The organism is Longicatena sp. (genome assembly GCF_982403165.1).
Map to the genome: position 1 here is coordinate 44,269 of NZ_CEVYEL010000002.1, position 23,887 is coordinate 68,155.

20 protein-coding genes are annotated in these 23,887 nt (G+C 37.9%); 14 read left to right on the forward strand and 6 right to left on the reverse strand.

The genetic code is table 11. The features are described 5' to 3' along the window. Window positions 1-21: 21 nt before the first annotated feature. The 3 genes from AC1VS3_RS00675 to AC1VS3_RS00685 are packed head-to-tail and all read left to right on the forward strand — an operon-like array spanning window position 22 to window position 2,676. The gene (locus tag AC1VS3_RS00675; protein WP_119957471.1) at window positions 22-1,785 is read left to right on the forward strand and encodes an ABC-F family ATP-binding cassette domain-containing protein; all 1,764 of its coding nucleotides are present in this window, start codon (window positions 22-24) and stop codon (window positions 1,783-1,785) included. After that, entirely contained in the window at window positions 1,782-2,336 is a 555-nt protein-coding gene (locus AC1VS3_RS00680) for a helix-turn-helix transcriptional regulator (RefSeq protein WP_321195590.1), read from the forward strand. The genes AC1VS3_RS00675 and AC1VS3_RS00680 overlap by 4 nt, the downstream gene beginning before the upstream one ends. Beyond that, the gene (locus AC1VS3_RS00685; protein WP_321195591.1) at window positions 2,329-2,676 is read left to right on the forward strand and encodes a WCX domain-containing protein; all 348 of its coding nucleotides are present in this window, start codon (window positions 2,329-2,331) and stop codon (window positions 2,674-2,676) included. Before AC1VS3_RS00680 ends, AC1VS3_RS00685 begins: the two co-directional genes overlap by 8 nt. 362 nt (window positions 2,677-3,038) lie before the next feature. Here the strand turns inward: AC1VS3_RS00685 and AC1VS3_RS00690 are convergent, their stop codons facing one another. Together AC1VS3_RS00690 and AC1VS3_RS00695 are read right to left on the reverse strand one after the other, a co-directional pair. After that, window positions 3,039-3,458 carry a C-GCAxxG-C-C family (seleno)protein gene (locus AC1VS3_RS00690; protein ID WP_119957472.1) on the reverse strand — a complete coding sequence of 140 codons (420 nt, stop codon included), beginning with the start codon at window positions 3,456-3,458 and terminating at the stop codon, window positions 3,039-3,041. Between the two features lie 141 nt (window positions 3,459-3,599). After that, window positions 3,600-4,268, reverse strand: coding sequence for a uracil-DNA glycosylase (locus tag AC1VS3_RS00695; protein ID WP_331866790.1), 669 nt, complete (start codon window positions 4,266-4,268; stop codon window positions 3,600-3,602). 161 nt (window positions 4,269-4,429) lie between these two features. Between AC1VS3_RS00695 and AC1VS3_RS00700 the strand changes: the two genes are divergently transcribed. Beyond that, window positions 4,430-5,326: a hypothetical protein gene (locus AC1VS3_RS00700; RefSeq protein WP_331866789.1), complete on the forward strand. Its 897-nt coding sequence runs from the start codon at window positions 4,430-4,432 to the stop codon at window positions 5,324-5,326. 103 nt (window positions 5,327-5,429) lie between these two features. On the opposite strand, the gene AC1VS3_RS00705 is transcribed toward AC1VS3_RS00700, so the two are convergent. Genes AC1VS3_RS00705 through AC1VS3_RS00715 form a run of 3 tightly spaced genes read right to left on the reverse strand, consistent with a single transcriptional unit; the run spans window position 5,430 to window position 10,244 of the window. Continuing rightward, window positions 5,430-6,728 carry a 2-hydroxyacyl-CoA dehydratase gene (locus AC1VS3_RS00705; protein ID WP_117547206.1) on the reverse strand — a complete coding sequence of 433 codons (1,299 nt, stop codon included), beginning with the start codon at window positions 6,726-6,728 and terminating at the stop codon, window positions 5,430-5,432. Window positions 6,729-6,732: 4 nt separating this feature from the next. Next, a complete protein-coding gene (locus AC1VS3_RS00710) occupies window positions 6,733-9,663 on the reverse strand; it encodes an acyl-CoA dehydratase activase-related protein (protein ID WP_008689321.1) in 2,931 nt (976 codons plus the stop codon). Between the two features lie 11 nt (window positions 9,664-9,674). After that, complete coding sequence (locus AC1VS3_RS00715; RefSeq protein WP_008689320.1) at window positions 9,675-10,244, reverse strand: TetR/AcrR family transcriptional regulator; 570 nt, start codon at window positions 10,242-10,244, stop codon at window positions 9,675-9,677. 226 nt (window positions 10,245-10,470) lie between these two features. Here AC1VS3_RS00715 and AC1VS3_RS00720 point away from each other — a divergent pair, with 226 nt between their 5' ends. From AC1VS3_RS00720 to AC1VS3_RS00750, 7 genes are all read left to right on the forward strand, one after another. Further along, window positions 10,471-10,620, forward strand: coding sequence for a hypothetical protein (locus tag AC1VS3_RS00720; protein WP_008689319.1), 150 nt, complete (start codon window positions 10,471-10,473; stop codon window positions 10,618-10,620). Continuing rightward, the gene (locus AC1VS3_RS00725; protein ID WP_008689317.1) at window positions 10,593-11,264 is read left to right on the forward strand and encodes a DUF4004 family protein; all 672 of its coding nucleotides are present in this window, start codon (window positions 10,593-10,595) and stop codon (window positions 11,262-11,264) included. Before AC1VS3_RS00720 ends, AC1VS3_RS00725 begins: the two co-directional genes overlap by 28 nt. After that, window positions 11,261-11,605: a LiaF transmembrane domain-containing protein gene (locus AC1VS3_RS00730; RefSeq protein ID WP_008689315.1), complete on the forward strand. Its 345-nt coding sequence runs from the start codon at window positions 11,261-11,263 to the stop codon at window positions 11,603-11,605. Before AC1VS3_RS00725 ends, AC1VS3_RS00730 begins: the two co-directional genes overlap by 4 nt. After that, window positions 11,583-12,212, forward strand: a complete 630-nt coding sequence (locus AC1VS3_RS00735) for a polymer-forming cytoskeletal protein (RefSeq protein WP_008689314.1) — start codon at window positions 11,583-11,585, stop codon at window positions 12,210-12,212. Before AC1VS3_RS00730 ends, AC1VS3_RS00735 begins: the two co-directional genes overlap by 23 nt. Window positions 12,213-12,580: 368 nt before the next feature. Further along, complete coding sequence (locus tag AC1VS3_RS00740) at window positions 12,581-13,450, forward strand: YitT family protein (protein WP_008689312.1); 870 nt, start codon at window positions 12,581-12,583, stop codon at window positions 13,448-13,450. Between the two features lie 140 nt (window positions 13,451-13,590). Beyond that, window positions 13,591-14,430 (forward strand): ABC transporter ATP-binding protein, encoded by an 840-nt coding sequence (locus AC1VS3_RS00745; RefSeq protein WP_008689309.1) that lies wholly within the window; start codon window positions 13,591-13,593, stop codon window positions 14,428-14,430. After that, window positions 14,430-15,161, forward strand: a complete 732-nt coding sequence (locus tag AC1VS3_RS00750) for an ABC transporter permease (protein WP_008689307.1) — start codon at window positions 14,430-14,432, stop codon at window positions 15,159-15,161. The genes AC1VS3_RS00745 and AC1VS3_RS00750 overlap by 1 nt, the downstream gene beginning before the upstream one ends. Window positions 15,162-15,460: 299 nt before the next feature. Here AC1VS3_RS00750 and AC1VS3_RS00755 read toward each other — a convergent pair whose 3' ends face one another. Continuing rightward, complete coding sequence (locus AC1VS3_RS00755; RefSeq protein WP_008689305.1) at window positions 15,461-17,365, reverse strand: sensor domain-containing diguanylate cyclase; 1,905 nt, start codon at window positions 17,363-17,365, stop codon at window positions 15,461-15,463. Between the two features lie 173 nt (window positions 17,366-17,538). Between AC1VS3_RS00755 and AC1VS3_RS00760 the strand changes: the two genes are divergently transcribed. The 3 genes from AC1VS3_RS00760 to AC1VS3_RS00770 all read left to right on the forward strand — a co-directional run bounded on the left by AC1VS3_RS00760 (window position 17,539) and on the right by AC1VS3_RS00770 (window position 23,791). Continuing rightward, window positions 17,539-18,438, forward strand: coding sequence for a peptidase U32 family protein (locus tag AC1VS3_RS00760; RefSeq protein ID WP_008689302.1), 900 nt, complete (start codon window positions 17,539-17,541; stop codon window positions 18,436-18,438). A gap of 170 nt (window positions 18,439-18,608) precedes the next feature. Then, a complete protein-coding gene (locus tag AC1VS3_RS00765) occupies window positions 18,609-22,391 on the forward strand; it encodes a leucine-rich repeat protein (protein WP_227182779.1) in 3,783 nt (1,260 codons plus the stop codon). Between the two features lie 173 nt (window positions 22,392-22,564). Further along, the gene (locus AC1VS3_RS00770) at window positions 22,565-23,791 is read left to right on the forward strand and encodes a peptidase U32 family protein (protein WP_008689294.1); all 1,227 of its coding nucleotides are present in this window, start codon (window positions 22,565-22,567) and stop codon (window positions 23,789-23,791) included. Window positions 23,792-23,887 lie beyond the last annotated feature (96 nt).

Consider the following 23,887-nt stretch of genomic DNA (forward strand, 5'->3'; position numbering starts at 1 on the left):
TAACGAAAGAGGATGATATACATGTTACTGTCAGTGGAACATTTAACAAAGCATCAGAATATAAAACCAATTGTAAAAGATGTCAGTTTTGCGATTGAAGATCATGATAAAATTGCCTTGATTGGTGTCAATGGTACTGGTAAAACGACCTTGTTACGCATCATAGCAGGTCTTGAAACGTATGAAGAGGGTAATATGATACGTAAAAATAATTTACGAATCTCTTATCTTCCCCAAGATCCTGTGTTTGATGAAGAGGATACGATATTGCATCAAATTTTATGTATGGATAAAGATATTAAGGAATTTGAGGCAAAGGCAATTTTAGGAAAACTTGGTATTTATGATACTGCGCGCATTGTGAAGCATCTCAGTGGTGGACAGCGCAAACGTGTTGCTTTAGCAAGAGCCTTGTTACAGCCTTGTGATCTTTTACTATTGGATGAGCCGACAAACCATTTGGATAATGATATGATCGAATGGCTAGAGAAGTATTTATTGCGTTATTCTCATGCTATCTTTATGGTAACACATGATCGTTATTTTTTAGAACGTATCTGTGATAAAATGATAGAAATCGATCAGGCAAACATATATACCTATGAGGCTAATTATTCACAATATCTGGAATTAAAAGCACAACGCGAAGAAATAGCGCAAGCGAATGAGCGCAAACGACAAAATATTTTACGTACGGAACTTGCCTGGATGCGCGCCGGTGTACAAGCCAGAGGAACAAAAAGCAAGGAACGTATTGAGCGGTTTCATAAACTTAATGCGATAGAGAAACCGAATGAACAAGCGAATATAAAATTAGATGCTATAAGTTCTCGCTTAGGTAAGAAAATTATCGAATGTGAAAATTTATCTAAGGCGTATGGGGAACACTTCTTGTTTCATGATTTTTCTTATCATCTTCAAAGAAATGACCGCATTGGTATTTTGGGCGCGAATGGGTGTGGAAAGACAACCTTATTGAAACTATTGGCAAAAGAATTGGCTCCAGATAGTGGCGAAGTGATACACGGAGATACGGTTAGAATAGGCTTCTTTAAGCAAGGATATGAAGAAATGGACATGTCTATGCGCGTATTGGATTATATACAGGAAAGCTCGAATGCCATTACGACCATAGAGGGAACATATACAGCTTCGCAAATGCTGGAACGATTCTTGTTTGATGCCAAAGCGCAATATATGCCAATTGGGCGTTTATCCGGTGGTGAACGCAGACGGTTATATTTATTAAAGGTATTGATGCAGGCACCGAATATCTTGTTTTTGGATGAACCAACCAATGATTTAGATATTCAGACCTTACAGATTTTGGAAGATTATCTGGATACATTTAACGGGGCGCTTATTACGGTGTCACATGACCGTTATTTCCTTGATCGTATTTGTGATAAGCTGTTTGTATTTAAGTCAGATAAAACGATACAGCAGTTTTTGGGTGGCTATAGTGCCTTGATGGAACTAGGGGAAAAGAATACAGTTTTAGATAAGAATGAAAAAGCAGTGAAGCCAAAGGTAAGTCCGCGACTAACCAGTAAAGAGAAACAGGAACTGGAAATGATGGATGAACATATGGAAAAGCTGCAAAAACAGATCGAAGCGATTGACGAGCAAATGGAGATGGATACACAAGATTTTGTGAAATTACAATCTTTAAGTGAAGAGCGGGAAGCCTTGGAAACCAAGATGGAAGAATTAATGGAACGCTGGGAGTATCTTAGTGAAAAACAGCAGGCAATCGAAGATTTAAAAAAAGGAAAAAGCAGATGAAGCGCGATCGTTTGTATGGAATCACGATATATTTGTTAAATCATGGGCGTACCAGTGCCAAAACATTAGCAGAATATTTTGAAGTTTCAGTGCGCACGATTCAGCGGGATATGGATGCCTTAAGCATGGCGAAAATTCCTATTATTGCTTATTCCGATAGTGATGGCGGCTATGAAATACAAGAAGGTTATCGCTTGGATGAACAATGGGTGAATGAGGAAGAGTTTTCTATGATGGCTACTGCATTGCAAGGTTATTCCAGCGCAATGGGAGAAAATCAGGTAGTTGACTTATGTGAAAAGATAGAACAGCTCTCAAAAGATGATTCCCATATCCTGTTAGATTTTAGCGTTTTACAGGAACATCCGTTCATACATCAGCATTTGCAAATCATTAAAACAGCCATGCAGAAACATTGTTGCTTACGCTTTATGTATACAAATGCGCGTAATGAACGAAAAAAGACAGTGGCAGATGCCGCCGGATGTATGTATAAATGGTATGCTTGGTATATGATTGCCAAAACGCAAAAAAGGCTATCGTATGTATAAGTTAGTGCGTATGGAAGATATTGAACTCGTTAAGGATATGCAAGCGCAACCGCATCCTGCATTACGTGAAACTATCGCGTCTATGCATGATGAGAAACATCAACAGCCGATGATAGAAATTCGTTTGCGTTGTGATAAAGCAAAGAAACTATCGATTTTGGAATATCTGCCGGGTGAGATTTTGCGGGAAGATAAAAAAACTTTCTTATATCGCTTGTATGTGCCTAAAGATGAGCATTTCTGGTATGCGAATCTGTTAGCCTTTGGCGATAGGATTGAAGTGTTACAGCCAATAACGTTAAGAAAACGTATCTATGAAGACAGTAAACGATGGATATAACTTTATCAAGAACTATGACATACTGTTGTCGTAGTTTTTTTGTTATGATATAGCTATACAAGTCTTCTGGTAATATGTCAATAAGAAATTTGAAATAAATCAGAAGAAAAATAAGGAAGTGATAAAAAAAGGGCTCACTAAAAAGAACTCAGAAAAGAGAAAAAACTTTTAGATTGTTTCGCAGCGAATGAAAAGAATGGGATTGTTTATCATAGAGAAGGTATTTTTGGTGATTATGATGTGTTTGATGATGTTGAAGAACTGATACAATTTATTTTAATGGGGAAACGTGGATAAAATAGAATAGAAAAAGCTGCTCATGACAAGTGTGAAGATAGCTCTTGTCATAGGGCAGCTTTATGTTATTGCTCTACAGTGTTGTGTTCTGCATCCCATTCCATGATAACTTGTTCTAATACTTCAGCAGCAGTAGCAACTGTATTCTCACATTTTATTTCTTTATTATGAAATACCGGTTTGATTTGCGCACATAGGCGAGAACCCATGCGTTTCTGAAAAGCGATGACCAGCTTTTGCGTCAATGGGCGCATATCTGCATAATCATGTGCTTTGGTTTCTACATAGCGAGAGCTGATGACACAAGCTGCACCGCTGAGGGCACCGCAGACATCCCCGATTTGAAAACCTCCCCCAAAAGCGGCGGTCATATTCATGTCCTTGTCATGTAGCCCCAGATCATAGACCTCATTTCCCGCACGAAGGATACTTTCTGCACAGTTATATCCCATACGATAATACTTTATAGCAACTTCTTTTAACATAAACCAATTTCCTTTCTCTTCATACGAATTAATTTTAGCATGCTTGTTTTTCGTGTCAAGAAAGGGATGTGAAATTCATGCATTACCATTTGTTTTTATTTGTTTTATAAGCGAATTGACGCAAAAAGCGCAAGATATTTCTTATTCGATTTGCCAATCAATAGGTGTTTGTCCATGCTGTTTTAGAAAGTCATTGGTTTTGGAGAAATGCCGACAGCCAAAGAAACCATAATCCGCACTAAATGGGCTAGGATGTGCACATGACAGAATAAGATGTGCCGGGTTGGTGATAAGTGCCATTTTATTTTTGGCATTGCGTCCCCATAAAAGGAAGACGATTGGTTCTACGCGTTCATTTAACTTTTGAATAATCGCATCGGTTAATTGTTCCCAACCATGATTGGCATGAGAATTCGCCTGTCCACCGCGAACGGTTAACACAGTATTTAACAATAATACGCCCTGTTTTGCCCATTTCGTTAATTCTCCATGAGTAGGGATGTTACAGCCAACATCGTTTTTTAATTCTTGAAAGATATTTTGTAAAGATGGAGGAGGAGTAACCCCTTTTTTAACGGAGAAGCATAAGCCATGCGCCTGTCCTTTGCCATGATATGGATCTTGTCCTAAAATAACAACCTTAACACAGTGATACGGTGTATATTTTAAAGCGTTAAAGATATCATACATGCTGGGGTATACCGGATGATGATTATATTCATATACTAAAAATTTGCGGATGTTCTGGTAATATTCTTTCGCAAATTCATCTTTTAATATTTCGTCCCAATCATTGCCAATATGTACCATAAAAACACCTCTTTCCTCTTTATTTTACTCTATGTGTATCATGAAGTAAACGTTATCGAGAAGAAAATAAGGGAAAGCAACATTCTGTTGCAATTTCTACTCATTTTGTTATGAATTGTTATATAATGAACTAGAACTTGCGAAAAGCTTAGGGGGTTATGATGGAAACTTTATTATTGCAAAAGCTGGCCGAACAGCTGCCACTTGAGACGATGGTTGAACATGATCATGAGGTACGTAGTGCATATTTACAAAAAACATTACGTTTCTTACATCTTATAAAAAAGGCCGATATCTTAACTGTGGAAGAATATACATATTTATATAAGTTACGTAATAAAATTAATGATATTTGGCGTAATTATTTAAAGGGAAGGATGAATACTGCTTCTTCTCAGATGCAAAATATGTTGCAGTGTTCCTTTCATCATCAAACATATGAGATGATGTTTGAGCGTATACAGCAGCTTCCCAATGTATTATATCGAGGAAGAGTATCTTTAAAACCACTGCTTGATCGTCAAGAATTCTATCATATCCCTTTTACAAAACGCTATTTGATTCAGAATCAGCGCTATTCTATCACGGGGATACCTTGTTTATATCTGGCTGGCAGTCTTCTTTGTATGTATAAGGAATTGGCAAAAACCAATATATCCTATGGTGAATTTCGTCCTTTAAAAGCGTTTTCTTTATTGGATGTAAGTGTGTCCTATCCACAGATGGAAAAAAGAAGATATTCGCATGAACAATTGTTTGCCTTTTTATGTACCATGCCATTAAAATATGCCTTATCCATATGGGCAAAGGATAATGAAAACCATGCCTTTAAGAGTAATTATGTCATATCACAACTGTTAACAGCTGCCGTTTATAATAGGAAGACCGATATCGAAGGTATCTGTTATGCATCTGGTAAAGCCAATGGATTGCCTTATGAACAACGCTTGAATTATGTTTTTTTGCCAACGTTTCAAAATTTGGGACAAGCATATGATGAGGAACTCATGCATAGTTTTCAGATTACAGTTGTAAAGAAGGAAAAACAAAAAGTATAACAGTATGCATTTCTACACAAAAAGAAGTCACCACCTGTGATTTGATCTGGTTTTGACTTCTTTTTTATTTTATAGGTGCATATTCTTATAAAATACAATGTATTTATCGTGTCTCATATGCATATGCCTGTTGTTTGGCAGCTGCACTTTTTTCTTCTTCGGCTTGGGCAAAGCGAGCCGTTAGACGCGCATTGCTTAACATTAGCTTTAAACGATTTTCCTGATTTACACGTGTCGCGCTTGGGTCATAATCAACGGCAACGATATTGGCATTTGGATAGATATTTTTGATTTTACGTGTCATGCCTTTGGCAACAATATGATTTGGCAGACAGCCAAATGGCTGACAACAAACGATATTAGAAACATTACTTTTGATTAAGGCAACCATCTCACTTGTTAACAGCCAGCCTTCTCCCATCTTAGTACCACGGTTAATGATGCCTTCGCTGCTTTCCATAACTTCTTGAAAGGTATCGGGTTCACGGAAGACACCTTGTTGACGAATGGCTTTGATGGCTTTCATCTGTAAATGCTGAATATAACGACTGGCCATGGCAACAAAGCGATAGCTTTTGCGGCTGCGATTATAATATTCATGGTCAATGACCGTATTTTCCAGGCAATATAAACCGAAATCAAGAACTCCGGATACGACTGGTTCACAGCCTTCCTTGATCAAGAAATCTTCTAATTCATTATTACCTAGAGGGGCATATTTCATATAGATTTCTCCGACAATACCCACTTGAATTTTCGGTGTATTCTCACGTTCAATAGCCGCAAATTCCTCTAACATCATTACATAATTGTGATGAAGCTTTAAAAAGGAAAGAGAATTAAATTGTTCACTGATACGGTTGATCCATTTTTGGACAAGTGCATCACTTGCACCGGCATGCCGTTCATATGGTTTACATTGATTTTTTATCCACATAAGCATATCTCCATATAGAAAACCATATAATAGTCGTAGTAGCATACTGCCTGTCAATTTGAATCCACTATTTTTTTCTAACTTGGAAAAATTAACGGAAATGACAGGTACATGGCCAAAACCAGCTTGTTTTAGTGCCTTTCGCAGCAAATGGATATAGTTAGAGGCACGACAGCCGCCACCGGTTTGGGTAATGGCCAAAGCAATGTGATCGGTATCGTAGTTTCCTGATTTTAAGGCATCGATCATTTGACCGATGACCAACAATGCCGGATAGCAAGTATCGTTATGCACATTTTTCAATCCTTCATCAATGATCTGTTGTCCTTTGGTCTGTAACAACTCCATCTGATAGCCGTTTTGGCGAAAGATGTTTTGTAAAAATTGAAAATGTATCGGCAGCATCATGGGCACAAGGATTTTATGTGTCTTCTTCATTTCTTTGGTAAATTCTACACGGTTCATGAATTTATCCCTCCCTTTCTTCCATTGCCGCCAATAAGGAACGGCAGCGAATCTTCACGGCACCAAGATTATCAACTTCATCAATCTTGATCTGTGTATATAATTTATTGTGACGACGTAAGATATCTTTTACTTCATCTGCGGTAATCGCATCGATGCCACAGCCAAAACTGACAAGTTGAATGAGTTCCATATCGTTTTGCGTCGTTACAAACTGTGCCGCATTATACATGCGAGCATGGAAGGTCCATTGATTTAAGACATGGATACTTGGGCGTTGCGATTGTTTTGGAATACTGTCTTCGCTAACGACAACAAATCCCAAATTGCTTAATAAACGATGAATGCCATGATTGATCTGCGGATCGACATGATAAGGACGTCCCGCTAATACGATCGTCTTACGATGATGCGTCTGCGCAAAAGCTAAAGCTCTGGCACCTTCCTGTTGGATCTTTTGTTTAAATTCTTCATAGGCAACATACGCATGAGAAGCAGCTGCCGTAATTTCTTTATAAGTGATATCCATATCCTGTGAGCGGAAGTATTCAAAGATTTTTGTTTCAAAAGTATGACGATCTTCCAAGTAAACATAAGGATAAAGGAAGGTGATGCCTTCTAAATCCATATTGCCTTCAATGACTTCAGGGTAATAGGCAACTACTGGACAGTTGAAATGGTTATCGCTCATCTGCTCATCTACATTGTAACTCATGCAGGGATAGAAAATCGTATCAATACCTTTATCAATCAAGGATTGAATGTGTCCATGCACTAGCTTTGCTGGATAGCAGATGGTATCAGAGGATATCGTATGCTGTCCTTTCGCATATAAGGCTTTGCTGGAACGATCACTTAAGACCACCTCAAATCCTAAATTGGTGAAGAAGGAATGCCAGAAGGGAAGGTTGTCATACATGTTTAACACAAGCGGAATCCCGATTTTTCCACGAACACCGCTGATTCCTTTGCATTTCAATAGTTCTTCATATTTGAAATCATAGAGATTAGGAAGTTTTTCTTTATTGGCACGACCAATGATCGGACGTTCACACTTATTACCGGCAATATGACGAGTGCCATTCGCAAATGTATTTATGGTCAGATTACAGTGGTTGGTACATAAACCGCAGTTGCTGGCTTGTGAGGTATGTGTAAAGTTTTCTAGTGCGGTTTTATCGAGTATGGAAGAGGTATTAGCATGTTTTTGTTTCGCGAGTAAGGCAGCTCCATAAGCCCCCATCAGATGGGCAATGCCTGGACGAATGACATGACGGCCTAGTTCTAATTCAAAGCTGCGCAATACGGTATCGTTTAAGAAGGTGCCACCTTGTACAACGATTTCTTTTCCGATTTCTTCGGCACTTTTTGCACGAATAACTTTATACAATGCATTTTTTACGACGCTGATACATAAGCCGGCGGAAATGTCTTCCATGCTGGCACCATTTTTCTGTGCTTGTTTCACACTGGAATTCATGAAAACGGTGCAGCGTGTACCTAAGTCAACCGGATGCTTTCCATGCAATCCCATCCGAGCAAATTCTTTGATTTCATACCCCATACTCTTCGCAAAGGTTTCAATGAAACTGCCGCAGCCACTGCTGCAAGCTTCGTTTAATAAGATATCGTCAATGGAATTGTCTTTAATACGGAAACATTTCATATCCTGACCACCGATGTCGATGATAAAATCGACGTTGGGATTGAAATGCTTCGCTGCCTGATAATGGGCCATGGTTTCCACAACACCGATATCCAAATGGAAGGCATGTTTCATCAATTCTTCACCATAGCCGGTAACGGCAGCATGACTTATGGTAATGCGATCTTCCATCAAGTCATAAATCTGCAATAATTCTTTTTGAATAACATCGACCGGGTTGCCTTGGTTATTGGCATAGCTTTCGTACAGAATGTTATCTTCTTCATCAATGAGGACAAGTTTGGTTGTCGTACTTCCAGAATCGATCCCCAACCATGCCTTTCCTTGATACTTATGAATATCTTTTCGATCTACATGGGCATTGGCATGACGTTGGACAAATTCTTGATAGTCTTGTTCACTGGCAAATAAAGGAGGCAGACCGTCATTTTTGACTTTTTGTTGTGCCATCGTTTTCATTTTATGCAATAGCTCTTCATACGTATAGAGCACTGTCTCATTATCCGCATATACCGCACTTCCTAATGCCACAAAATAAGGTGCTAAAGCGGGGAAGTTTGCCTCATCTTCATTAAGGTGCAAGGTTTCTTTAAAACGCTTTTGTAATCCTTTTAGAAAATGCAGAGGCCCTCCCAGAAATAAAACATTGCCTTCAATGTTTCTGCCTTGTGCCAATCCGGCAATACTTTGATCAACGACTGCCTGAAAGATACTGGCAGCTAAATTGCTTTTTTCAACACCTTGATTGATTAAAGGCTGAACATCACTTTTCGCAAAGACACCACAACGTGAGGCAATTGGATATAGGGTCGTATATTGCAACGATAGTTGATCCATCGTTTCCAAATCAACATCTAACAAGGAAGCCATTTGATCAATAAACGCTCCGGTACCACCGGCACATGTCGAGTTCATTCGTTCTTCTAAAGCGCCTTTTAGAAAGATGATCTTGGCATCCTCACCACCTAATTCAACGACTACATCCGTAGTTGGATAATATTTCTTGACCGCCTGTGCTGTCGCAAATACCTCTTGTACAAAGGGAAGCTGAGCTCCACTTGCCACCCCAAGACCGGCGCTTCCGGTAATGGCTATGGCAATTTTATGACCAAGCAACAACGGTTTTAATTCTTCTATCTTCTCAACGCTCATTTCGCGTACCCGCGATTTATGGCGTTCATAGCTTTTATAGATGATTTCATCTTGTTCATTTAATAGAACGGCTTTTAATGTAGTAGATCCTACATCAATTCCTAATTTATATGTCATGGAAATCCTCCTTACAAATACATGCGCTCAATCATTTTCAGCAGTACCGGTTCTACGCTGTCCATCGTATCAGGCTGCTCATAAAAGATGGCGTGAAAACTAATGACGCCAATCATCTCCATCATCAGCATAAAGCGATTCATGGCATCTTTTCGACTCTCTTTTTCCTGATGAAAGCATTGTAAGAAAGCATCCAACTTTTCGATATGGGCTAAGACTTGTTCTCGATGCTTATCACAGTCAAAGATGGAGGTGATGTTTTTTTGGATCATCTTTAAGATCTTTGGATTATGGCGATAAAAGGAAATTAGCTCATTGGCAAATGCATGGCGCCAATCCATCATACCCTGACGGCTTTTCTCATATGATGCATTCATCAAATCATTCAAAGCTTTGCCATGTTTTTCAGTCAGGATCTGGGAGATCAGTTCTTTTTTATCTTTATAATATATGTAAAAGGTGCCTTTTGCGACATTCGCACGCCGCACGATATCATTGACACTGGTTGCCTCTACGCCTTGTTCGCTGAATAAGGCAACTGCAGCATTTTGAATACGGCTGCGTTTGTTTAACTCTTCCATATATTCACTTCCTTTTTTCATACATGTAACTAGTTTACCCCTTTAGTGACCACCGGTCAATAGATTTGATTTAATTTTTACCTGAGAGTGATATCGGTAAGTTTATGAAAACGTTTTCGCATAAATTTTAATAATTTATGTTTTTTTTCTTTACAACGTAACAATGTTTTGTTAATATATAGGTGTAATAAAACAATGTTACACTAACGGCAGAGAGGTGGCTGATATGTATGAAATGCAACAAGCAGATGTATGCCGAAAATCTATCGATCAAAAAGCTGCATTTATTGAACGAGCAATATCATCTGGAGTATTACAAAATGACAATGAGAAGAAGGTGAAACGACTATGGAGATTTCAAAAAAAGATTTATTAAAAGAAACCGGTATTTCTTATGGACAGCTATATCGTTGGAAACGCGAAGGTCTGATACCGGAAAGCTGGTTTGTGAAACGTCCTAGTCCCACAGGACAGGAAACCTATTTCCCGAAAGAACGTATATTAAATCGGATCCGTGCAATTCAACAGATGAAGGATACATATTCTTTAGAAGAATTAGCGAAGATGCTGACTCCTGAGGTTAGTAATCGCATGTTTACAGAAGAAGATCTGGAAGAATTCAGCGAGATTGATATTGAGGTGGCCGCCCTGTTTATGGATGTAATGGAAAAGGATTGCTTTTCCTTCTATGAGATTTTGGTGATGATGGTCATCAGTGAATGGAATCAGGAATATGCATTTTCCCAAAACACGCGGATGGCATTGATTCAATCCAGTGCCCATGCGTTAACGCATATCCACTCACATGAATGGCGAATGTTACTTGTGCAGGTACAAGAAGATCATTACGTGCTCGCTTTACAAGAACCTGCAGCATCCACCAATCAGGATGTCTGGTATTGGCTTGATGAGCGTATGAAAATCTTGCGAAGTGTATCATTACAGGAATTGAGTTCACAAATGAAAGTAAAGTATAAGGAAACGTTTGCGTTTACCTTTGATGAGGAGGTCGTTTCATGAGCAAGCATGCAAAAAATATTATCTGGGGATTGTTGTTAATCGCAGTAGGTGCTGGCTATTTAGGAGAGTTATTTGAACTGTGGAAGTTTACCTTATTTTTCCCCGGCTGGTGGAGTCTGTTTCTGATCTTACCTGCCTGCATCAGTCTGTTAAAATACGGTATTCAATTTATGATGCTGATGGTATTAAGCTTAGGAGTATATTTTCTGGCAGATGCGAATCACTGGATTGATTTTCGTTTAAGCGTGCCCCTAGTGGCAGCAGTTGGCTGTATCTGTGCAGGGTTACATTTATTATTCGCAAGGAGGACAAAATGGTATGAGTATGGATGTAAGGATTGATGGTTTTGGAACAATTACCGAAGGAGAATATGATCGTATCAAAATTGATGGTATGGGAAAGATAAACGGCAATATCAAATGTCATATGATTGATATAGATGGCACTTGCAATGCAGAGGGCAGTATTACGGCGGAGCAAATGGATGTGAATGGAATGCTGAAGGTTGCCAAAGATATCAGAGTGAATAAGTTGGATATCGATGGCATGGTAAAGTCAGAAAATGGTAAAGTTTATGCAGATGATATACGCGTAGATGGCATGTTAAAGAATAACGGAGAAGTGAATGCGGATAAGGTCATTATCAATGGCTGTGCCGTGTTGAATGATTTGTTTGGTGATGAAGTGGTCATTAATTTTGCCAGCGGTATTTTAGGCGTATTTGCCTTTGGCTTTGGCAAGAATTGGGGAAAAACAAATCATGCGAATACAATTGAATGTACAACATTGCGAGCAAGTAATATTCGAGCTAATTCTATTTCCGCAACGGATATTGTTCTACAGGGAGGCTGCGTAGTTGATTATGTGCATTGCAATGGTACATTGCGCTATGATGCAACCTGCCGTATTAAGAAAATCGAAGGCGATTGTATACAAAAACGTATGTAAACACGTTTCATGCAAAGGAATCCCATTGTTTGGTCAAACAAAGGATTCTTTTCTTTTTTATAGGATGTTTGAAAAAGTCTTTAATCGTTATCAAAGATTTTATTTTATCATTAAGCAAGTTGCGGTAAGGATAGAGAAATGAAAGAATAACGCTTTATCGATGCAAATTGCTATAAACTACAGTTGATGTGAAAGGATCATTTGATAAAACAGTTGCGATAAAGAAGACATCTTTGCTACCTAGGATGTATGTCATATCGCAAGCACGCAGGCACGATTTGGAAAATTGCTGCATCGAAGCAGGAAACATTCCCATAAAAACCTCTTCTATGCTATAATGCTGATGATAACGAGTGAGGGTTTTATATATGAAAATAGAAAATGAAACTTATAAAATATTGATGGTCATTGCAGGAGGCTTTATTTTCGCAGCGGGTGTTAACTTATTCATCGTACCTTTAAATTTATATAGTGGCGGAGTGATCGGTATTGCCCAGATCATTCGAACGATTATAATACAATATGCGCATATCTCATTGCCTGCCAACTTTGATGTTGCCGGTATCATCAATTTCTTGATGAATCTGCCATTATTTATTTTGGCATATCGCAGCATTTCTCGAAAGTTCTTTGTGAAGACGCTTTTGTGTGTCATTGCACAAACACTTGCTTTTAGTCTTATCTTTATACCGGAAACACCTATCCTAGACGATGTGCTTGCCAGCTGTTTGATAGGGGGCATCATCTGTGGCTTTGGTATTGGTATTGCATTGCGTAGTGGGGGCAGTGGAGGAGGACTGGATATCTTAGGTGTTTATTTTACGCGAAAATTTGCCAATTTCAGTGTGGGGAAATTATCGATAATAGTCAATGCTTTTGTCTATCTGTTATGTGCTTTCCTTTTTGATGTGCCTACGGCGATCTATTCTATCTTATATATGACCTGTTTTTCTTTAGTATTGGATCGCACACATTATCAAAATATTAATATGACTGCAATGATTTTTACTAAGAATCAGGAAATTCAAGAAGCCATCATGAAAGAAACAGGAAGAGGTGTAACCTATTGGGATGGTGCCGGGGCTTATACGAAAACACAGACACGCATCCTTGTGACAGTGATAAATAAATACGAAGAACATCAGATTCGCCGCATTGTTGCCTCTTTTGATCCAAATGCCTTTGTGATTTTTAATGAGGGTCCTACGGTGAGTGGCAATTTTGAAAAGCGATTATAATCATCTTTTATGAAGGTAAGTAAGTTATGACAAATACAATAGATGATAAACAGTTATCGGCTTTATTGCAAAGCATCAAATTGAAATGATGAGGTTATTTCGTGTATACTTAAAGAGATACACACAAGGGAGTGAGTGATATGAATACAATCGTAGAAGTACGTCATGGAGCAATTTCTTTTAAAGAGACAAAAGCTTTAAAAGATGTCAGTTTCTCAATCAAAGAGGGAGAAATCTTCGGTTTTCTGGGTCCAAGTGGAGCCGGTAAAACAACAACGATCAAGCTGTTAACAAATCAGTTGAAGCCAAATCATGGAACGTTTTTGATCTTAGGGAAACAAGTGGATGAATTGCAGGATGAATTATATCAAAATATCGGTGTCTTATCCGATAATAGTGGTTTATATGAAAAATTAACAGTGTATGAAAATCTAAAGATTTTCGCCGATCTGAAGAAAATTTCAACATCGTATATTGATGAGGTTTTGCAGAAGACAGGATTGTATGAAGCAAAGAAGAAAAAGGTTGAGCATTTGTCAAAAGGGATGAAGCAACGCTTATTATTTTCACGTGCTATTTTGCATAAACCTAAGATCTTATTTTTAGATGAACCTGCCAGTGCTTTAGACCCTGCCAGCAGTGAGGCTGTATATGAGATGATTTTTGAATTAAATCGCCAAGGTACGACGATTTTCTTAACGACCCATAATATGAGTGAAGCCGATTTGTTATGTCATCGTGTGGCTTTTTTAAATGAAGGGGAAATCAAAGAAATGGGAAGTCCAGATGAATTAAAATTAAAATATGCCAAAAATGAAGTTGTCATTTTGGATGATAAAGGCAATAAATACCATACAACAAAAGATACAGCAAGTCTGATGAAAACATTGGCAGCAATACAAGGCAATATTTTGCGTATAAATTCGGTAGAGCCTGATCTGAAAACAATTTTTCTTGATGTGACAGGGAGGGAATTATAATGAAACTGCGAATGCATACATTAGCTGTGCTAATCAAAAAAGACTTTCGTTTAATGTTTACGAATAAGAATATGCTGATCATGATCTTATTACCGATTGGCTTTGCTGTGTTATATCAGACCATATTTGGGGATGTTAAAGAAGCAGGAATGCCGAGTAACTTTGTTTTAACTTTATGCGAATTATTGAATCTTTCCGCTATTCCACTTACCGGCTTGGCAATGATGGTAGCAGAAGAAAAAGAAAAAAATACCTTGCGTGTCTTGATGCTGAGTGATGTGTCAGCGCTTGAATATATTTTTAGCAAGATTATTTCCGTACTTGTCTTAATGGAACTCATCACAATCGTGATCTTCTTTATCACGGCAACGCAGCTTTCTTATTTGCCAATGTTTCTTCTGGTAACGACAGTGACTTCCATTTCCATGCTGTTGTTTGGTTCGGTTGTCGGATTGCTGTCGAAGGATCAGATGTCTACCAGTACCTTATCAACACCATTGATGATTCTGTTTTTGATACCACCGATGTTTCAGAATATGAATGAAGTGATTGATAAGATTGCCAGTATCGTACCGACAACCAGAATGATGGCGATTATTAATGATGCGATGAATGGTATGAGCATCTTAAGTCAAGAACATTTGCTGGATTTTGGAATTATTCTTGCCTGGATTCTCTTAGGTGTTGTGACATTTGCCATGATGTATCGTAAAAAAGGTTTTGATAACTAATGAAAGTGAACTTTTAACAAAATCATAACTTAACCGGGTTGTTTAAGGATGAACACTATGTAGGATGCCTTTGGATCGGTCTAGGCGAAAAAAATCGTAGTGGAAACGAAGAAGCCTTTTACTGTTAAAGCAGAACAGAGCTGCTTTATTCAAAATGAGGATCAGATATTCGTGCATATCAAGTAGTATACAAGCCTTAAAAAATTGCATGTGTATTCGATAACAAAAGAAGATTGCCTACGCTTTTAATTTCACCGAGCAATCTTCCTTTTCTTTTTGTTTATCTTTTACTGCAATATTCATTTTTCATACATACGATACTGATTCTTACCGTTTTCTTTTGCCTCATAGAGTGCTTTATCCGCATTGTGATACAGCGAATCGAAGTTATCCAAATTGTGTATTGTCACAGCTACGCCGATGCTGGCGGATATTGTGTAGTGGCATAATCCTTGGCGTTTTGCGTTATGATAGATGTTCACAAGTGCTTCTGCTTTGGCTTGTGCTTCTTGCTTGGACGCAACTGCTTGTAAAGTGACAAATTCATCACCGCCGATACGACCGATGATTGCATCCTTTGGGAATTGATTTTTTAAGATATTAGCAAAAGTTACGATGACTTCATCTCCAACTGCATGACCATAGGCATCATTGATATCTTTGAAATTATCAATATCTAAGATATAGAAAGCATAATATTGATCAGTGTTTTGCATCAGTTTCTGTTGGATATAAGAACGAGTAGCGGCTTTGTTATAAAGGGAAGTCAGAGAATCACTTTCCATTTTCTTCTTCATGAAGAGTTCTTTGCGTTTTTCTTCATCAATATTTTGGCGATAAACAAACATACGAATGGACTGGTCATCATCCCAATAAAAGATCTTAACGGTAATACGCATCCAATAGTAATTGTTGTCATTCCCATTATTGATCATAAAATCATATTGCGTAGACGTAATGCCTTCCTCATATAGCTGTAAGATATGCGCAGGATCAAAGACTGTCAAATAACCAGCTCTAAATTCCGGTTTGATTTGTTTTTCAGCAATGATCTTTAAAGATTCATCATAAGGAGTCTTTCGAGGAATGCCCTGGCTATAGAAATAGTCTTCGGTAGCTTCACTGGCAGCACAGTTATGGGTCACATCAATTTCATAAATAGTATCATAAATCTGTTCGGTTTGCTGTTGGAAGATGGATTGATGTTTCATTTCTGTTTCCAGAGTTAAATGAATCAACTTCTTGTTATACTTGCGTACGATATACGTAATAACTCCTAAGACAAGAATAATAACCATCAAAATGATAGTAAAACCAATGCCTAACTGCTGATGCATGGAATGCTCTAATTGTGCTGTATCGCGATCAATCAGCAATTGCCATTGTATAGTATTCAAAGGTTGCCGGATAAGATAACCGCTGTAAGGTTTTTCGCTGTACCAGAAAGAAACACTCTCTTCCTTTTCCTTCATTAATTTTGGTAAGAGGGTTTCATAACGTTTGTTTTGTGCTAACTTTTGTTTTTGATAACCGGAAATATTCGTAGAGAGTTGAATGGTGCCGTTTGCATCAATCAAAAAAGCTTTCACATTAAATTTTTTCTCATATTGCTTCAACAGCTCTTGCAGATGTTCAATGCGAAAACCAACACCTATAACGCCAATTATATGCTTATTAACATCTTTTAGCTTACAATTGATAAACACGGTAATCTCATTTTTCTTCGCTTCATCATTATCAATATTAATGCTGTAATCATCTTTGCTGTTAAGGAATTCATAATACCAGGTGTTTTCCGGATTATCTTTTGTAAGGATTCGATCAATGCCATCAAAATGATAATAGCGTTTTGTTTTGGTAGATACTAAAAAGACGGAATCAAAATTGTATTTCACTTTATAGGCATGCAAATAATCTGTGATTGTTTTTACAAAGTTAGCATCATCTGTAAGCGCATTTTCATTTTTCATATGCTGCATTAAAAAGGTATCATTGGCCATGGTTAAGGAGATGTTGATAGGTTTTGTAAATAGTGAATCTATTTTATGATAGATGCTTTCACTACTCAGATCCGAAATATGTTCGATATCTTTTTTTAGCATGGTATGATTACTGTTATAGCTGACAAAGGAAGTAATCAAGTAACCGATTATAATGATAATACAGATAAATATATTTGTTTTTGCAAGTATATGTTTTTTCATAAGAACCCTCTTAACTCTTTTTCATTATTATACGCTCATTTTCTTTACATTTTAAAAAATATCGAAATCTTTTTGAATTTATTTTTCACGATTATCTTATGGTGAAAAACATTATCCTTTCTTTCAATGCGCACTTATATTATAATAAAGCTTGGTTAGAGAGGATGGATTCTATGCCTGATTTTATTGTAACACCTTTTGCATTCGAGGATTTGGCAAAAGTTAAAGCGCATGGCGCAGATAGTGTTTTGATTGGTACACCATTTTTTTCTGTTCGCTGCGTATATGCTTTTGCAGTGGAGGAATTACAAGCAATAAAGAAAGAATGTGAACGGCTTTCCTTACGCATGTATGTGGCCGTAAATCGCTTTTTTGTGGAAGAAGAATTACCGGCGTTACGTCAGCATTTACATTTATTGAAAGAATTAGATGTGGATGGTATTTATTATGGCGATGAGTGTGTATTGTTAGAGGCAGAACATTTTGACTTAAAGAAAAAGCTTATTTACAATCCGGATACGTTAATTACAAATCACAGTGATGTGCAATATTATTTAGATGAAGGTATTCAGATGGTTACTATTTCTAAGGAAATTACCTTGCAGGAAATGTGTGAAATTGGTCGGCTTACTGATGGTGAATGTGAGGTTATTCTCCATGGTCGTTTGAATATGATGCATAGCAAACGTAATTTATTAAGCAGTTATATGTCTTTTATAGGAAAAAATGAGCAAGTACGCAATAACTATGACTTATATTTGATGGAAGAAAATCGTGAGGAACATATGCCCATTGTGGAAGATGAAACGGGTACGCATGTATTCACCGGTTTTACGCTTGCGAGCTTTGAAGAAATTCAGGAGCTGTTAAATAGTGGAATTCGTCATTTTCGCATTGACGGCATGTTTCATGATATCGCTTATGTGTTAGAAGCATTGGATCTTTATCATGCCATTCTGAATAAGGAAAAAGACGCAACAGCGGTTTTTGCTGCTTATGCAAAGAAGTATGAGAAGGACCATGTGACACACGGTTTTTATTATACCAAGACGAGCAAGGTCAAAGAGGGCTAAAAACGTCATAAGAATAAGATATAGGGCATCTCAATTCATTGGTTTATTGAGATGCTTTTTTTGTGTATTTTGACATAAAAACGGTCATTTTTTACATTCAGTTTTGTGTTTGTTGTTATTCATTTGTTATTTTTATATAATTCTCATGATAAAGAAAGGTGAGAATGTTTATGAAATTACAAATGAAGAAAGTAGTTGCCGGGCTTTTGTGTTGTACATGTTCCATTACAACGGTGTTAAGCGATTTTACGATTGCAAATGCAATGCAAAAGGCTACCGGATTATCATCTGATCATCAATTGGCAATGAAACAGATGAGCAAGAAAGTTGTTTCTGCCATGGAAGTTGTATCAGATTATGTTGAAAAAGAAAGCTTGGATGAGCAAGTCATCCTGTCAACCAAACCTTTACAGTCGGTCAAGACAGCAGGTGACTTTATCATGTCTGGAAGTACGTTAGTGAAATATCAGGGAAATGCTGCTGCGGTGGTCATACCGGAAAACGTTACAGAGATAGGATATGAAGCTTTTAAAGATTGTATAACCTTACAAGAAATCAGTTTCCCATCAAGATTACGAAGTATTGATTATGGGGCGTTTATGGGGTGTGTAAACTTAAAGAAAGTTGATTTGCCTGATTGTCTTCGATACTTAGGTTCAAATGCGGATTCAGGTGTATTTGAAGGTTGTACATCATTACATGAAGTACATCTTCCAATAGAACTAAACACTTTAGGTGCAAATACTTTTAAAGGATGTACCTCTTTAACAACAATTCAAGTACCGAAAGATATAGAAACGGTTGGTGTTAGTAATTTTGAAGGTTCGGGATTAAGAAACGTGATTTTTGCTGATAATATTAAAAAAATTCCCGCTTGGTTATTTAATGATTGTAATACATTAACAAGTATTGAAATTCCTGAAACAGTAATTGAAATCGGTTATGAAACATTCCGAGATTGTAAAAATTTAACAGATATTACGTTTTCAAATAAGTTAAGAACAATTGAAGCAGGTGCTTTTCGAGGCTGTAGCAATTTGAAAAAAATAACATTGCCAAATTCGTTAGTGGAATTAGGTTCAAATGCGGATTCAGGTGTATTTGAAGATTGCATATCGTTAGAAGATATTACATTATCTGATAATTTAAAGGTTTTAGGTGCTAAAACATTTTATGGTTGTACGGCACTTACAGATATTGTAATTCCTAAGACTTTAGAAGAAGCTCATCCTTATATATTCACAAATTCCGATGTGCAAACCGTGACATTGGAAGAAGGTATGCCGAAAGTCCCGGGTTTCTTATTCTGTGGTTTTGCCACATTAGAAAGTATCGTATTGCCGGAATCAATTACGGAAATAGAACTTTCCGCTTTTGAAGGCTGTGAAATGCTGTCAGATATATCGTTATCATCAAACTTAACGACGATTCATCAGGGAGCTTTTAAAGATTGTGTCAGCCTTATCCATATTGCACTTCCCGAATCATTAACCGTTTTGGGAGATTCATCAGGTGGCGGCGTATTCGAAGGCTGTTATGCATTGGAGGAATTGAGATTACCGAAAGGTTTAAAGGAACTTGGTAATCATACATTTACCGGTTGTGAAGCATTAAAGGATATCACGATTCCTAAAACACTGGTTTCTTCAGGTGTGTATGCTTTTCAAGATTCAGGAATTAAAACCGTGACATTAGAAGAAGGTATGCCGAAAGTTCCCGGTTTCTTATTTTCCGGTTTTGCTACATTAGAAAGTATCGTATTGCCGGAATCAATTACGGAAATAGAACTTTCCGCTTTTGAAGGCTGTGAAATGCTGTCAGATATATCGTTATCATCAAACTTAACGACGATTCATCAGGGAGCTTTTAAAGATTGTGTCAGCCTTATCCATATTGCACTTCCCGAATCATTAACCGTTTTGGGAGATTCATCAGGTGGCGGCGTATTCGAAGGCTGTTATGCATTGGAGGAATTGAGATTACCGAAAGGTTTAAAGGAACTTGGTAATCATACATTTACCGGTTGTGAAGCATTAAAGGATATCACGATTCCTAAAACACTGGTTTCTTCAGGTGTGTATGCTTTTCAAGATTCAGGAATTAAAACCGTGACATTAGAAGAAGGTATGCCGAAAGTTCCCGGTTTCTTATTTTCCGGTTTTGCTACATTAGAAAGTATCGTATTGCCGGAATCAATCACGGAAATAGAACTTTCCGCTTTTACGGACTGCATCAATTTACAAACAATCACATTACCAAAGAATCTAAATGCAATTGGAGAAAATGCATTTCACAATTGTAATAGTCTTGAAAAAGTAGTTTTACCTGACAATATCAATGAAATAAGTTATTTTTCATTTGATGATGTGGAACTATGGGCAATGCCAAATACGATCACAGAAGCTTCCTTGCTTCGTGAAGGAATTCCCCATCATGTGTATGATGTGCCGATTCCTGTAGACAGCATTCAGCTAAATACAACGGACAAGACGATGATTTCGGGAACAACGTATGATCTTTTTGCGACCATTGCGCCTTCTAATGCTACCAATAAGGAGCTAATATGGACTTCCAGTAATACTGCAGTGGTCACTGTATCGGCAAGTGGAAGAGTAACGGCAAGAGGAAATGGCACAGCAATCATTACCGCAACCGCCAAAGATGGTTCCAAGAAAGCAGCACGATGTACGATTACCGTAAAAACACCGGTAAGTGCTGTAAAATTAAATGTGACAAGTAAGGCAATGAAACCTAAAGATGTATATTATTTATCTGCAACAGTGTCACCATCAACGGCAAGTAATACTGATTTGTTATGGATATCCAATAATACGAAAGTAGCTACGGTGTCGGCAAGTGGAAGAGTAACGGCAAGAGGAAATGGCACGGCAATCATTACTGCAACCGCCAAAGATGGCTCCAAGAAAGCAGCCAAATGTACGATTACCGTAAAAACGCCGGTAAGTGCTGTAAAATTAAATGTGACAAGTAAGGCAATGAAACCTAAAGATGTATATTATTTATCTGCAACAGTGTCACCATCAACGGCAAGTAATACTGATTTGTTATGGATATCCAATAATACGAAAGTAGCTACGGTGTCGGCGAGTGGAAGAGTAACGGCAAGAGGAAATGGCACGGCAATCATTACCGCAACCGCCAAAGATGGTTCCAAGAAAGCAGCAAAATGTACGATTACCGTAAAAACGCCGGTATCTTCACTGAAACTAAATGTTCGTAGTAAAACCCTTAACCGTGGAAATACGTATACCTTAAAAGCTTCCATCTATCCATCAACCGCCAGCAATAAAAGCATAACGTGGAGTTCTAGTAATACGAAAGTTGCGAAAGTGGATAGCAAAGGGAAAGTCACAGCAGTAAATGGTGGAAGTGCCATCATAACGGCCAAAGCAAGCAATGGCATGGTGTATAAATGTAACGTATATGTTCGATATAAGATTACGTATTATCTCAATGGTGGGAAAAATGATAGTAAAAATCCAAGTGTTTATTATAATCAGAACATAACGCTGAAAAATCCGACAAGAAAAGGTTATAGCTTTGTGGGCTGGTATAGTGATTCGGCTTGTCGTAAGAAATATCCGAAAGTCACTACAAAATCGAAAGGCGATATTAAACGTTATGCGAAATGGGCGAAAATAAGCGTTGGGAAAGCAAGCACACCAAGTTTAACCAATCTAAAAGGGAAAAAGATGCAGGTCAAACTGCGGAAAGTAGCTCAGGCAAGTGGCTATCAAATTACGTATACAACTGATAAACGCTTTAAATCCAATGTAAAAAGTACGTATACGAGTGCTTTAACGAAAACGCTGACAGCTTTAAAAACGAAAAAGACCTATTATGTAAAGGTCAGAGCTTATAAATATGATTCTACGAAAGCTAAAGTGTATGGCAGCTATAGCAGTGTTAAAGCAATCCGTATAAAAAAGTAAGGGCTATCGGCATAAGAAAACAGAATGGAAAGTGATGCATGTGGATTCATCACTTTCTTTTTTTTATGATGGTTATTATTAAACCGTAGAAAAAATGGGGAATCTACTTTCATGTACGTCATCTTTATATTATAATGGTAGAGCTTAAACGTAGTATGTAAGGAGGAATCCCTATGAAGAAAATAGAACTGCTCGCACCAGCTGGTGATTTAGAGCGTTTAAAAATAGCAGTCTTATATGGCGCAGATGCCGTTTACTTAGGTGGGAAGCAGTTTTCTTTGCGTTCGCGTGCCAGCAATTTTGACCTTGCGGATATTGCAGAGGGTGTAAAATTTGCCCAGGCTCATGGTGCCCATGTACATGTGACGGTGAATATGCTGCCCCATGAAGAGGATATGGAAGGTTTAAAGGAATACCTCATGGAATTAGAACGTATTGGTGTCACTGCGATCATCGCCGCATCACCTACCATCATGATGTGTGCCAAGCAATATGCACCAAAACTGGAAGTACATGTATCGACACAACATTCCTCCACCAATGCCAGTGCAGCCAATTACTGGAAACGTAAAGGTATGGATCGTGTGGTATTAGCACGTGAATTGACGTTAAAGGAAATTCAAGAAACAGCTAAACATGCACAAGTGCCATTAGAAGTGTTCATACATGGCGGTATGTGTATTTCTTACTCCGGTCGATGTGTGTTAAGCAACAATATGACAGGCAGGGATGCCAATCGCGGTGGCTGTGCCCAAAGCTGTCGCTGGAAATATCGCTTATATGAAAAAGAGCGCCCACTGCATGATGAACAGGATTTGTTTTCGATGTCCAGCAAGGATTTGATGGCAGCTCGTTTTATTCCGGATCTCATACAGGCAGGAATTGCTAGCTTGAAAATAGAAGGACGTATGAAGAGTGCCTATTATATTGCGACGTTGATTAAAACCTATCGTTTATTAATCGATGAAGTATATGAAAAGGGAAACTTAAGCGAAGAACGTCTGTTGTGGTATTATCAAGAATTAGCAAAAGCAGAAAACCGCCCAACTGCGATAGGGTTTTATGAAGGACAACCTTTACCGCAAGCACAACTCTATGGGGTCAATGGAGCCGGTGTCACACAGGAATTCATTGCGTATGTCTTGGCTTATGATGCCGATACACAAATTGCGACCCTGGAAGTAAGAAATAATTTTAAGCCTTTTATTGAAGCCGAAGTATTCGGTCCCCACATTACCACCACTCGCTTTACATTTGCAGAGCTGTATGATAAAGATGGAAAGGCAATGGAAGTGGCAAAAACACCCATGCAAATTATTACTGCAAAGGTGCCTTGCGTAATGGAAAAAGATGCGATGATACGAAAAGTGATGAAAAAGGATCGCAGTGCCATATATTAAGCAATTTAGATCAGTTTCTTACCTAAAGAAGCTGATTTTTTTAGTTATTTGATAGCTGAATAAAATAAACGCCTATTCCTAACATAAGAGTGGTAT